This window comes from Anabaena azotica FACHB-119 (assembly GCF_014697625.1).
GTDB classification, from domain to species: Bacteria; Cyanobacteriota; Cyanobacteriia; order Cyanobacteriales; family Nostocaceae; genus Trichormus; species Trichormus azoticus_A.
Genome location: NZ_JACJSG010000001.1, coordinates 120,432 through 133,122, shown reverse-complemented (window position 1 = coordinate 133,122; position 12,691 = coordinate 120,432). Strand labels below are relative to the sequence as shown.

The window sequence follows — 12,691 nt, the reverse complement described above, 5'->3', positions numbered from 1 at the left end:
ATAAAGTAAAGTCAGTCGATTTGAAAGTTATGCAAGTAACAATTGATTTACCAGATAAATTAACAGAGAAACTTATCAATAAATGGGGTAATTTACCGCAAACAATTATCAATAATCTTGTGGTAGAAGCATTTCGAGAAGGATTAATCAATTTTGATGAACTAAACGAGTTACTAAATTTTGCTTCTGATACTGAACTTAAGGATTTCTTGAAACAGAAAAATATTCTGCATTCGGCGGGTTTGCTTAATTTGTATGGTACTTGTGCTGATATTGATTTTGCAACGGATGAATTAGGGATTTCTCCTGAAACAGATGGTGATTTAATTGGTGTCTTTGATGAATAGTTCTTTAATCTATTTACTAGATACTAATGTATGTATCATGTATCTCAAGGGAAAGTCTCTTAGTATTAATCATCATCTTGATAATTTAGAACCTGAAAAAGTTGCGGTTTGTTCAGTAGTCAAGGCTGAGTTATTTTATGGTTCTATGCGTAGTAATAATCCTCAAAAAGCTATAACTCTGCAAAAGATGTTTGTAGAACAGTTTGTTTCTTTACCTTTTGATGATGGCTGTGCTGAAATTTATGGCAACATTCGGGATGATTTAGCAAATATCGGAACTCCTATAAGTTCAAATGATATACAAATTGCTTCTATTGCTTTAGTTAACAAGTTAATTTTAGTTACTCACAATGTTAGAGAGTTTAGTCGAGTTAAAGGGTTACAAATTGAAGATTGGGAAGGGGAATAATGAAAATTGTTATCAGTATTTATAGCTCTAGTTAAATTATACCTTGATATTAGTTCGTAGTAAGGGCTTTAGCCCTTGCAGTAACAGTTTACTGCTTACTATAAACTTGAATATTGTTTTGGGCGATCGCACTTATGATTACTTATGATTTACGATCAGTCTGAGTTTGATTTGCGCTGTGAGTGGGGTTCACAAGGTATTACTCAACTTGCGTCTATTAGTGATGTAGTTGTCATAGTTGATGTTCTCTCTTTTTCTACTTGTGTAGAGGTTGCTACTAATAATGGTGCAATCATTTTTCCCTACCCAATGAAAGATGAATCAGTTGTTGATTATGCCAAGTCAATACAAGCAGAATTAGCTAGTCATAGACAACGTTGGAAAACAACTGGTTATTCTTTATCGCCTCAATCTTTACTTAAGATTCCGGCGGAAACTCGGTTAGTTTTACCTTCGCCTAATGGTTCTTTTCTCACTTTACAAACTGGAACTACACCAACTTTCGCTGGCTGTTTACGTAACTGCGAGGCTGTAGCCAGGGTTGCTCAAAGTTATGGTAAAAAAATTACTGTAATTCCGGCTGGGGAAAGGTGGAAAGATGACAACAGCTTACGTCCTGCTTTTGAGGATTTGCTAGGTGCTGGCGCGATTCTTAGTTATTTACAGGGTAGTTTATCACCAGAGGCGGAAGTTGCTGTAACAACATTCCAGGCTTTCCACAAGGATTTACTTGGTTATTTGCGGCGATGCAGTTCTGGTAAGGAGTTGATTGCAAAAGGGTATGAGTCAGACGTAGAAATCGCCGCAGCTTACAATATCAGCGATTGTGTCCCTCTGTTTACTGAGAATGCTTATGTAAGAAAGGGATGAGGGATATAAGGGAGATGAGGTAGTGGAGGGAGACAAGGGAGATTTTTAACTCTGAAGTCTCTACTCCCCACTCCCTGATTTTTTATGCTCAAATAAAAGTTAGAGAACGTCAGCAAATTAAACGGTGGTGGGTTTTTGTTAAGGAATGTAACAGAAATCAGATTTTGTTTTAACCAAGAAAGAGTGTGTACTACTTGAAATACATGGATCTAGGCAACAAAATCTACATAGTTCTTAATAATTCACCAGCGTAAACGCAAAACGTTCTAATCTAAAAGCTGACTGGGTTAAATTTACTGGCAGTTTTGAAGGCGTTACTCATAGAGCATAGGTATACCGATGTGTCAAGCCTCAAAGCGACCCAGACTTAACACATAAATAATTATGATGGGAGTTTTACAAATCCGATGAGTGTTAAGGCGAGTGGTGGAAGCTCGGTTGCGCGCCCGCAACTATATCAAACTCTAGCTGTGGCAACAATTACCCAAGCGGAGCAGCAAGACCGCTTTTTGGGTAGGGGTGAACTAGATGAACTAGCAAGCTATTTTGCATCTGGTGCAAAACGTCTAGAAATTGCCCAAATTCTCACAGAAAATTCAGAAATTATTGTTTCTCGCGCAGCTAACCGCATATTTGTGGGTGGTTCGCCGATGGCTTTCTTAGAAAAGCCCAGAGAACAAGAACTAGCAATGGCTGGTGCTACTGCTGGTGGAAATGTCACAGAAGGGATGAAGTTAGGAACAGTCACCTATGTAGAAACTCGTGGTGGCTTTTTAGAAAACTTACGTTCCATCTTTAATTCATCTCCCAGTGGCCCAACCCCTCCAGGGTTTAGACCAATTAACATTGCGCGTTACGGCCCCAGCAACATGGCTAAGAGCTTGCGGGACTTGTCCTGGTTCTTACGCTATGCTACTTATGCGATCGTCGCTGGCGACCCCAACATCATTGTTGTGAATACTAGGGGTTTGCGGGAAATTATTGAAAATGCTTGCTCTGGTGAAGCTACAATCGTCGCTTTGCAAGAAATCAAAGCAGCCTCACTTTCCTATTTCCGCAAAGACCCCCAAGCAGCAGAGATTGTTAACCAGTACATGGATGTTTTGATCACTGAGTTCAAAGCACCCACACCTTCTAATAAAGTACGTCAACGTCCCTCTGGCGACCAACAAGGGTTACAACTACCCCAAATTTACTTCAATGCGGCTGAAAGAAGACCCAAGTTTGTGATGAAGCCTGGGTTGTCAGCTACAGAAAAGAATGAGGTAGTCAAAGCAGCTTATCGGCAAATATTTGAGCGCGATATTACCCGTGCTTATAGCTTGTCGATTTCTGATTTGGAATCCAAAGTTAAGAACGGCGACATCTCCATGAAAGAGTTCGTCCGTCGTTTGGCTAAATCTCCCCTTTACCAAAAACAGTTTTACCAACCTTTTATTAACAGCCGTGTTATTGAACTTGCTTTCCGTCACATTTTGGGACGGGGGCCAAGTAGCCGGGAAGAAGTACAAAAATATTTCTCGATTATTTCTAACGGTGGTCTACCAGCTTTAGTTGATGCTTTGGTAGATTCAGCAGAATACGGCGATTACTTTGGGGAAGAGACAGTACCTTACTTGCGCGGTTTGGGTCAAGAAGCTCAAGAATGTCGCAACTGGGGGCCACAGCAAGACCTGTTTAACTACAGTGCGCCTTTCCGCAAAGTACCTCAGTTTATTACCACATTTGCGGCTTACGATCGCCCATTACCAGACCAGCACCCCTACGGTTCCGGTAATGACCCATTAGAAATCCAATTTGGGGCGATTTTCCCGAAAGAAACTCGCAACCCCAGCACCAGCCCTGCACCATTTGGTAAAGACACCAGACGGATCTTGATTCACCAAGGCCCCGGTATTAACAACCAAGTGAGTAACCCCGGTGCTAGAGGTGTGGCTCCTGGTACACTTGGGCCGAAAGTGTTCAAACTGGATCAACTACCAGGTACTATCGGCAAAAAAGCAGCTAAGGGTGCAAGTGTCAAGTTCTCTGAAAGCTCAACACAAGCTGTCATTAGAGCGATTTACTTGCAAGTTATCGGTCGGGATGTGTACGAAGGTCAACGGCTGAGAGTACAAGAAATTAAGCTGGAAAACGGCGAAATTTCTGTACGGGAGTTTGTCAGAGCCTTGGCGAAGTCGGATCTATTCCGTAACCTTTACTGGACAAAGTTGTATGTTTGTAAAGCGATTGAATATATCCACCGTCGCTTGTTAGGTCGTCCTACCTACGGTCGTCAAGAAAACAATAAATACTTCGACATCGCTTCCAAGAAGGGCTTTTACGCTGTTGTTGATGCGATTATTGACAGCTTAGAGTACACCGAAGCCTTTGGTGAGGATACAGTTCCTTACGAACGTTATCTGACTCCTGCGGGTGTCGCCCTGAGACAGTTACGGGTTGGTAGTATCCGCGAAGATGTGGGCGCGAAAATTGAAAAAGAAGAAACGCCTCGCTTTGTCGAACTGGGTACTGTTAAGGAAAATCGGACTCAGCCAGATATCGATTTCCGTATTAACCAAGGTGTTACTAAGCAGCGTGAACAAACTAAGGTGTTCAAGCTGGTGGCTGGTAACAACGATAAAGCATCTGTCCAAACTGTAATTAGTGCGGCTTATCGGCAAATTTTCGAGCGCGATATTGCACCATACATTGCTCAGAATGAATTTTCTTCATGGGAGAGCAAACTGGGTAACGGTGAAATTACCGTGAAGGAATTTATCGAAGGTTTGGGTTACTCTAACCTCTACCTGAAGGAGTTCTACACCCCATATCCCAACACCAAGGTAATTGAGTTAGGTACTAAGCACTTCCTGGGACGCGCACCAATTGATCAAGCTGAAATCCGTAAGTATAACCAAATTTTGGCTACTCAAGGGATTCGCGCTTTCATCAATGCTTTGGTAAATAGCCAAGAGTACCGTGAGGTGTTTGGTGAAGATACTGTTCCTTACAGACGCTTCCCAACTCTACCTGCGGCGAACTTCCCCAATACCCAAAAGCTGTATAACCAACTGACTAAGCAAAATAACGATGTGGTTATCCCCAGCTTTAAGCCTGTACAAGCGCGGATACCTTCTGATAAGACACCAATTTTAGCGAAGGCGATCGCAGATTTAGCCGCCCAAGCTAGACAAATCGACAAGTCTAAACCCTTGTTTATTGAATTGGGTCGTTCTTACAACGATGGTCGCGGACAGTCTGTGGAGGTGGGTGTCGGTACAAGTCGCCGTAAACCTGCGCGTATTTACCGACTGACTGATGGGACTAGCCAAGCAGAAAGACAGTTGGTAATCAATGCGATTTACCGTCAAGTTTTGGATGTATTTAGCGGACAAGTACCCGACTACTACCGCCGCACAGAACTAGATAGCAAACTGCGGAATGGGGAAATTTCTGTCCGCGAGTTCGTGCGGGAATTGGCTAGTTCGGAAATCTACCGCAAACGCTTCTACACACCATATCCCAACACCAAGGTAATTGAGTTTCTATTCCGTCACCTGTTGGGACGTGCGCCAGCTACCCAAGGCGAAATTCGTCAATACAACAAGCTGTTAGCTGATAGCGGTTTACGTGCTGCGGTGGAAGCAATTGTTGATAGCGCTGAATACAGCCGCTACTTTGGCGAAGATGTGGTTCCTTACCCCCGCTACCCATCACTACCCGCAGGTAACTACCTGGGTAGTGTGCAAGCCGCAGCCGACTTGGTGAAACAATCTTGGTCTAGCTTGTCGCCATCCACACTCACTGGTAGAAGTGGCGATCGCTAATTCTGGGGACTGGGGACTGGGGACTGGGAAGAATCCCAAAACCAATCGCTAGTACCCAATACCTGAGCATAGGGACTGGGAAATAAGGGGCTAGGGACTAGGGACTGGGGTAGCATTTCCCCAATCCCCAATCCCCAGTACCCAATCCCCAATCCCTGGCTTTGCTGTGTCTATTTTCGCAAAGCGGCAAATCTGAAACAAATATTACAAAGTATTAAGAGCAGTCATAAATGCTCAACATAATGCCGGAGAATATTTTGCGTAAGGTAGCTGAGTTTTAAAGCTTGTGTAGTTGTATTAACTCAAGCAAACTTGTAATCTAATCACTAGAGCAGTCACTTCTTTTACTGCCTTGTGTACAAGACGAGAGCAAATCTCAGTCACCCAAATTTAAAATCGCACCAGTTTAATCAAATTCTGGTTTCATTTCGTACTGGAGGAATCCATTAATGAGTATCGTCACGAAGTCCATCGTGAATGCTGATGCAGAAGCCCGCTACCTCAGCCCTGGCGAATTAGATCGGATCAAGAGCTTTGTTGCTGGTGGTCAACAACGTCTCCGCATCGCGCAAACTTTGACCGACAACCGCGAACGTTTGGTTAAGCAAGCTGGCGATCAATTGTTCCAAAAGCGCCCTGATGTTGTTTCTCCTGGTGGTAACGCTTACGGTCAAGAAATGACAGCTACCTGTCTGCGTGACCTAGACTACTACTTGCGTCTTGTTACCTACGGAATCGTTGCTGGCGACGTAACCCCCATCGAAGAAATCGGTGTAATCGGTGTTCGTGAGATGTACAAGTCCCTCGGTACTCCTATCGAGGCAGTTGGTGAAGGTGTACGTGCATTGAAAAATGCTGCAGCCACCCTTCTTTCTGCTGAAGATGCAGCAGAAGCAAGCTCTTACTTTGACTACGTAGTAGGCGCGTTGTCATAGGCGTTAGTTTCTAGGCAAGAAACTGGAATATTGCAATAAGGTTGGAAATAAGGAATTAACAACAATGGCTCAAGATGCAATCACCGCCGTCATTAACTCTGCTGACGTGCAAGGTAAGTACCTCGATACCGCAGCTTTAGAAAAACTAAAAGCTTACTTCTCTACAGGCGAACTGCGTGTACGTGCTGCTACAACCATCAGCGCTAACGCTGCTGCGATCGTTAAAGAAGCTGTAGCTAAATCTTTGTTGTACTCTGACATCACCCGTCCCGGTGGTAATATGTACACCACCCGTCGTTACGCTGCTTGTATCCGTGACTTGGATTACTACTTGCGTTACGCTACCTACGCTATGCTAGCTGGCGATCCTTCCATCCTCGACGAGCGTGTATTGAACGGTTTGAAAGAAACCTACAACTCCTTGGGTGTACCCGTTGGTGCTACCGTACAAGCTATCCAAGCTATCAAAGAAGTAACCGCTAGCTTGGTTGGTTCTGATGCTGGTAAAGAAATGGGTATTTACCTAGACTACATCTCCTCTGGCTTGAGCTAAGAGCAGTTTGGCACTTAATCCTTTAGGTGCGACTTGTGAGGTCTGGAAATCAATCGTGAGTGCTAGGACGTTCTATTGCTTAGATTGATGAGTATTGGCGGTCTGGTATTGATGCTTGATTTCCAGCCTTGGAATAAATAATTAATAAATAATGCTCAAAAGTTTTGAGATAAAGAATTTTTCCCAAAATACTGATTAGGAGATTTCCCAATGTCCCGTTTGTTTAAAATTACAGCTCTTGTTCCTAGCCAAAGCCGTATTCGTACCCAACGCGAACTACAAAACACCTACTTCACCAAGTTGGTTCCTTATGAAAACTGGTTCCGTGAACAACAGCGCATTCAAAAAGCAGGCGGTAAAATTATCAAGGTGGAATTGGCAACTGGTAAGCAAGGTGCTAATACTGGGTTGGCTTAATTCTTATAGGTCAAAAATTATTATATTTAAGTTATGAGAGGGGTCTATTAGACCTCTTTTTTATGTTTATTGGGGTATAGGGGTATAGGGGTGTAGGGGGAAGATTTTCTCTTGACACCCCTGCACCCCTACACCCTTACACCCCTTTGCATAATGAGGCTTGGTTTATGAATTTCTCCTCAGCAAGACAGTATTTTTATCAAGAGGTTCAGAAATCTGAGGAGGATATTGACCTAGCTAGGGCGGCTTTGTATATTGCACAGGAAGAATATCCTAGATTAGATACGGAGGAGTATCTAAACGCTCTGGATACTATGGCTATGGAGGTTGAGGAGCGTTTACCTTCTTCCCGCTATCCGTTACGGGTGATTCAGGGTATTAATCAATATCTCTACGATGATTTGGGTTTTGCTGGGAATCAAGAAGATTATTATGACCCACGCAACAGTTTTTTGAATGATGTAATTGACCGTAGAGTGGGTATTCCGATTACTTTGGCTTTGGTTTACCTAGAAATTGCCCAGAGGATTGATTTTCCCATGGAGGGGGTAGGTTTACCTGGACATTTCCTCATTCGTCCGGCTATCTCTGATATGGAAATTTTTGTTGATGCGTTCAATCGGGGTGAGGTGTTGTTCGCGCAGGATTGCCAAGATAAGCTAAATCAAATGTTTCAGCAGTCGGTGACTTTACGACCGGAATTTTTGGCTACTGTCAGTAAGCGGCAATTTTTGGCAAGAATGCTGACTAACCTGAAATATATCTACTTGAGAAAGCAAGAAGTAGAAAAAAGCTTAAGTGTAGTTGAGAGAATTTTGCTGCTGTTTCCTGAAGCAACTTCAGAATTGCGCGATCGCGGTTTACTCTACTACCAGCTAGGTCATTACCCACAGGCTACTAATGACCTAGAAACCTATCTAGCAAATGTACCCAACGCTGAAGATGCAGCGACTATCCGGCGGTTGTTGGGGGAAATTAAGTGAGGGGGGAACCCACCCCTAGCCCCCTGAAAGGTGTAGGTTTTTTATTGGTGTTCCAAAAACCTTGGTTTGGGGTGTAAGGGTGTAAGGGTGTAGGGGTGTAGGGGTGGATGAAACAATGATTTTCTCGTTAGTTTTATAGTCCTTACTCACTGCTATATTAAAAACCTGCACCTGTCAGCCCCTAACCCCTCCCTGGAGGGGAACAGGAAGCAGGAAAGGATAACAACTGTCAATTGTCAATAGTCAATTGTCAACTGTCAACTGACTATTGACTTTCTTCTGCAACTCGTTTTAGTCGTCTGAGTTGTGCTTCCATGTCTTGTTTTGTCCAGGTGGCGGCGAAGGTGTTGAAGCCCCAGTTAACTATGGGGTTGGGGATGTCAAATTCAAAGCGGTTGAGTAGACGGGTTCCTTTTTCTAGGGGTTGACATTCCCAGCGATCGCGCCCTTGAAAAAATCCTTGAAATTCCCATACTATTAAACCGGGTTGGCGTTCCACAACCACGCTGTTTAGCGTTGGCTGAATGAAGGGAATTTGGATAATGAAACGGCTTTTACCACCTACATCTGTACTCCATGTTTCACCTACTGGTTCGCAGCGCAATACAGGGTTAAGCCAACGGTGCATTAGCGTTAAATCTGTGAGACAGCGTTCTACGGCGCTGGCTGTGGCGTTAATTTGAATGGATTGTTCTAAAACCTGGGACATGGTAGTAATTCGTAATTATTGAGGTGTAAATTTAACTTCAAAACTCGTAAATCATGACACATTAATTTTTTTATACCTAAACTAATAAATTCTGGCTTTTAAATATTTCTACAGATATATGAATACAAGTTAATATTTCTGGTTATTTATTCAATATTAAATTATTTTTTTGTCTTTTTAATCCAGCGTGCATCACCACCGATAAATTATATTCAGGTAGGTGAATCAAGTGTTTTTAAACCCTAGTTATCAGCCCAATAATTTTAAAAAACTATTTAGCTTTGTACAAACTATTGTAGAAACAGAAAAATGTTTATCAATACCATTATCACTAAAACAATTTTTAGAAGAATATTATCATTCTATCAAAATAGTATTAATTGGTGAATATATTAAACATAGAACATTTAATGGTGCAAATAAAGCTTTACCTGTACTAGCATCTAGTTTAGCCAATGCTGGATTTAGTAGAGTTGTGCAGTTAGACTTAGAACGCGATGATTTGTCCATTGCTGATGTTCTCTATGAAGTGAAAAATGCTGATTTAGTCATTTTTGCAGGTTGTTTAACTACTCAATGGCAAGAAATAGACGAACATAGCCAAAAAATTTTCACCACACTTATGGAATCTGGTAGACAAAATGTGCCAATTTTAGTTGGTGGTTATGCTAGCAAAAGTGTTGAAGATATTGCCCAGATTACCCCTTGGATAACAGCATTTTGTAACGGTGAAGGTGAGAATTCAATTGTAGAAATTGCTTATGCAGTTGCTAAGGGTAATTTTCATCATAATATGAAAAACATACCTGGATTGTGTTTCATCAATAGTTCTCAAGCATTCTATCTTCCAGAGCCTGATACTCACAAGCTTGCTAACTTTCATCGTTCAACTGCGCCGAGAGTTACTAATTTTGATGATATAGACCAGAACTTTGGCATGAAACACATTTCCAAAGTTCATAATATGGATATATTTAAAACTAAAGATGGTAGACAATTAAAAACAGCCCAAATTTTTACCCAAAGAAGTTGTACTTGGGAATGTGGTTGCTGTAATAAAAGTCAGGACAGTAATCACGTTGTCAGATTAAGTGAAGCTTCATTGCGTCGGCAGTTGCGGCAATTGAAACAGCATGGTTATGAAGCAATTTACCTTGATGTTGATACTTTTACCGCCCACCCGACAGCAGCTAAAAGAGAGGCGGAAATGCTCAAGCGAGAGGGTTTTGTTTGGGGGTCAAATACAAGAATAGATAAAATTGATTATGAACAGATGTGCTATTTAGTCCAGCATAACTGTGTCTATATGTTTTTTGACGTTGAACATACCTTACCAGAAGTTTCCTTAGCTAATCATCAATTTAATGGCTCTGTATCCAGCCAAATTAAGCAGGCATTTGATTATCCGGTAAAAGTTAAACAGGTATTCCAAGATATGAATAAAGCTGGATTACTCAGCAGTTATTCTTTGATTTTAGGATTACCGAAAGCTAAATTAAATGCAAACAAAACTGAAATTCTAGGTTTTGAACCGACAACATTAGAAGATGACCTCAGTGCTATTCACTTTGCTTTAGAAGAATGCAATCCTGACTTTTTCAACTGCAATATTCTCCGATTTATGCCTGGGAGTTTGGCGGCGGATACACCCGGTAATTGCAGTTATACTTGTGTGCGTCCTTCAGGAGAAAAACCAATTACGGCTGGATACTTTCTGGAACGTGCTGTCAAACAATACGGTTATCCCCAGTCGCCAACACATGGCGTATATCGGCTGTGTGAGTCTGTAGGTAGGTATCAGCCTATAACCACAGCAATAAATCCTCAACGGATTTATGATACTATTTGCTACGCCATACAATTAATCAACGCCAAAATTGACGCAGGTGGTAAAGCTACTAAGCTGTTTATTGATAGGGATTTACTAGCTTTAGGCTTGGTGAGTAGGGATGAAACAGGGAGATATGCGATCGCACCCCTAGAAGATTTTGCCAAAATTTAATTATTCTTATGCTCAAGTCACGAAATCCTGAATAGATATTTCCTAAATCAAGGTTTTGAGCAGAAATTTGTGGATAACATTCCCTTAGTCGCTTGTCAATGAGTACATATTTCATGTACCCATTAGTATAGTAGACATAAAGTTTTGTGAAGCGAGGGCTAGGAATGTACATTGTACAGATTGCCTCGGAATGCGCTCCTGTAATCAAAGCAGGAGGTTTAGGGGATGTCGTTTACGGGCTAAGTCGAGAATTAGAGATTCGGGGTAACTGCGTAGAGTTAATTCTGCCCAAGTATGATTGTATGCGCTACGACCATATTTGGGGGCTGCATGAGGCTTACTTAAACCTGTGGGTTCCCTGGTATGGTGCAGCAATTCACTGTTCTGTGTACTGTGGCTGGGTACATGGAAGGGTGTGTTTCTTCATCGAACCTCATTCTGAGGACAATTTCTTTAATCGGGGCTGCTATTACGGTTGTGATGATGATGATATGCGCTTTGCCTTCTTCAGCAAAGCCGCTTTAGAATTTCTCCATCAAAGTAATAAGCGCCCTGACATTATCCATTGTCATGATTGGCAAACGGGCTTAGTTCCTGTCATGCTGTATGAGATTTACAAATATCATGGCATGAGTACGCAACGGGTTTGCTACACCATCCACAATTTTAAACATCAAGGAATTGGTGGTGTCAAAACTCTCTGGGCGACAGGCTTAAATCGAGCAGAATACTACTTCCAAGAAGATAAACTCAAGGATAACTTTAACCCCTTTGCCATTAACTACATGAAAGGGGGAATTGTTTATTCTAATGCGGTGACGACAGTTTCACCCAACCACGCCGCAGAAGCACAATATACAGATGTTGGTTGTGGTTTAGGTCATACTTTGTATCTGCATCGGGATAAATTTAAAGGGGTTCTCAACGGTATCGATTACGATTTTTGGAATCCAGAAATTGACCGTTACATCCCCCATAACTACAGCCAAGAAGATTTTGAACAGAAACAATATAACAAAAAAGCTTTACGCGATCGCTTATCACTGCAAGCGACTGACAAACCAATCATTGCTTACATCGGGCGTTTAGATGCTCAAAAAGGCGTGCATCTTGTCCATCACGCCATTTATCATGCTTTGAATAAAGGCGCACAGTTTGTATTACTAGGTTCGGCAACAGAACCAGGAATTAACGCCCATTTCCAACATGAAAAAGGATTTTTACATACCAACCCAGATGTACATTTAGAATTGGGATTTAATGAAGAATTATCTCACCTAATTTATGCCGGGGCAGATATGATTGTTGTTCCTAGCAATTATGAACCCTGTGGTTTAACACAAATGATTGGTTTGAAATACGGTACTGTTCCCATTGTGCGCGGTGTTGGTGGGCTAGTAAACACAGTATTTGATCGAGATTACGACCAAAATTTACCACCAGAAGAACGCAATGGTTACGTATTTTATCAATCTGATAAACCAGCTTTAGAGTCCGCAATGGATCGGGCAATTGATTTGTGGTACAAGTCACCTGAAGAGTTCCAACAATTGGCGCTTCAGGGAATGAACTATGACTACTCATGGAATCATCCAGGGGCGGAATATTTGGAGATTTACGACTGGATTAAATATCAGTGGTAGCATTTTCTCTGTGT

At 42.0% G+C, this 12,691-nt stretch carries 11 protein-coding genes; 10 read left to right on the top strand and 1 reads right to left on the bottom strand.

Annotated elements, in window-relative coordinates:
* The first annotated feature begins 29 nt into the window (after positions 1–29).
* From H6G83_RS00580 to H6G83_RS00545, 8 genes are all read left to right on the top strand, one after another.
* Positions 30–347: a hypothetical protein gene (locus tag H6G83_RS00580; protein WP_190465557.1), complete on the top strand. Its 318-nt coding sequence runs from the start codon at positions 30–32 to the stop codon at positions 345–347.
* Positions 337–756 carry a type II toxin-antitoxin system VapC family toxin gene (locus H6G83_RS00575; RefSeq protein WP_190465555.1) on the top strand — a complete coding sequence of 140 codons (420 nt, stop codon included), beginning with the start codon at positions 337–339 and terminating at the stop codon, positions 754–756. Before H6G83_RS00580 ends, H6G83_RS00575 begins: the two co-directional genes overlap by 11 nt.
* 144 nt (positions 757–900) lie before the next feature.
* A complete protein-coding gene (locus H6G83_RS00570; RefSeq protein WP_190465553.1) occupies positions 901–1,626 on the top strand; it encodes a 2-phosphosulfolactate phosphatase in 726 nt (241 codons plus the stop codon).
* A 407-nt stretch (positions 1,627–2,033) separates the two neighbouring features.
* The gene (locus H6G83_RS00565) at positions 2,034–5,435 is read left to right on the top strand and encodes a phycobilisome rod-core linker polypeptide (RefSeq protein WP_190465550.1); all 3,402 of its coding nucleotides are present in this window, start codon (positions 2,034–2,036) and stop codon (positions 5,433–5,435) included.
* Positions 5,436–5,884: 449 nt separating this feature from the next.
* Positions 5,885–6,370, top strand: coding sequence for an allophycocyanin subunit alpha (gene apcA, locus H6G83_RS00560; protein WP_190465548.1), 486 nt, complete (start codon positions 5,885–5,887; stop codon positions 6,368–6,370).
* 64 nt (positions 6,371–6,434) lie between these two features.
* Positions 6,435–6,923 (top strand): allophycocyanin subunit beta, encoded by a 489-nt coding sequence (apcB, locus tag H6G83_RS00555; protein WP_190465546.1) that lies wholly within the window; start codon positions 6,435–6,437, stop codon positions 6,921–6,923.
* Positions 6,924–7,133: 210 nt separating this feature from the next.
* Positions 7,134–7,340 carry a phycobilisome linker polypeptide gene (locus tag H6G83_RS00550; RefSeq protein WP_190465544.1) on the top strand — a complete coding sequence of 69 codons (207 nt, stop codon included), beginning with the start codon at positions 7,134–7,136 and terminating at the stop codon, positions 7,338–7,340.
* Between the two features lie 167 nt (positions 7,341–7,507).
* Positions 7,508–8,323: a SirB1 family protein gene (locus H6G83_RS00545; protein WP_190465542.1), complete on the top strand. Its 816-nt coding sequence runs from the start codon at positions 7,508–7,510 to the stop codon at positions 8,321–8,323.
* Positions 8,324–8,588: 265 nt separating this feature from the next.
* On the opposite strand, the gene H6G83_RS00540 is transcribed toward H6G83_RS00545, so the two are convergent.
* Positions 8,589–9,032 carry an SRPBCC family protein gene (locus tag H6G83_RS00540; RefSeq protein ID WP_190465540.1) on the bottom strand — a complete coding sequence of 148 codons (444 nt, stop codon included), beginning with the start codon at positions 9,030–9,032 and terminating at the stop codon, positions 8,589–8,591.
* Between the two features lie 229 nt (positions 9,033–9,261).
* On the opposite strand from H6G83_RS00540, the gene H6G83_RS00535 reads away from it, so the two are divergent.
* Together H6G83_RS00535 and glgA are read left to right on the top strand one after the other, a co-directional pair.
* Positions 9,262–11,034 carry a B12-binding domain-containing radical SAM protein gene (locus tag H6G83_RS00535; protein ID WP_190465538.1) on the top strand — a complete coding sequence of 591 codons (1,773 nt, stop codon included), beginning with the start codon at positions 9,262–9,264 and terminating at the stop codon, positions 11,032–11,034.
* Between the two features lie 164 nt (positions 11,035–11,198).
* Positions 11,199–12,677, top strand: coding sequence for a glycogen synthase GlgA (glgA, locus tag H6G83_RS00530; RefSeq protein WP_190465536.1), 1,479 nt, complete (start codon positions 11,199–11,201; stop codon positions 12,675–12,677).
* Positions 12,678–12,691: the final 14 nt, after the last annotated feature.

Bases quoted from the DNA above. Each gene is read 5' to 3' on its own strand.
- H6G83_RS00550 (WP_190465544.1), top strand. From the start codon at position 7,134: ATGTCCCGTTTGTTTAAAATTACAGCTCTTGTTCCTAGCCAAAGCCGT.
- H6G83_RS00565 (WP_190465550.1), top strand. From the start codon at position 2,034: ATGAGTGTTAAGGCGAGTGGTGGAAGCTCGGTTGCGCGCCCGCAACTA.
- apcB (WP_190465546.1), top strand. From the start codon at position 6,435: ATGGCTCAAGATGCAATCACCGCCGTCATTAACTCTGCTGACGTGCAA.
- H6G83_RS00570 (WP_190465553.1), top strand. From the start codon at position 901: ATGATTTACGATCAGTCTGAGTTTGATTTGCGCTGTGAGTGGGGTTCA.
- H6G83_RS00545 (WP_190465542.1), top strand. From the start codon at position 7,508: ATGAATTTCTCCTCAGCAAGACAGTATTTTTATCAAGAGGTTCAGAAA.
- apcA (WP_190465548.1), top strand. From the start codon at position 5,885: ATGAGTATCGTCACGAAGTCCATCGTGAATGCTGATGCAGAAGCCCGC.
- H6G83_RS00580 (WP_190465557.1), top strand. From the start codon at position 30: ATGCAAGTAACAATTGATTTACCAGATAAATTAACAGAGAAACTTATC.
- H6G83_RS00540 (WP_190465540.1), bottom strand. From the start codon at position 9,032: ATGTCCCAGGTTTTAGAACAATCCATTCAAATTAACGCCACAGCCAGC.
- glgA (WP_190465536.1), top strand. From the start codon at position 11,199: ATGTACATTGTACAGATTGCCTCGGAATGCGCTCCTGTAATCAAAGCA.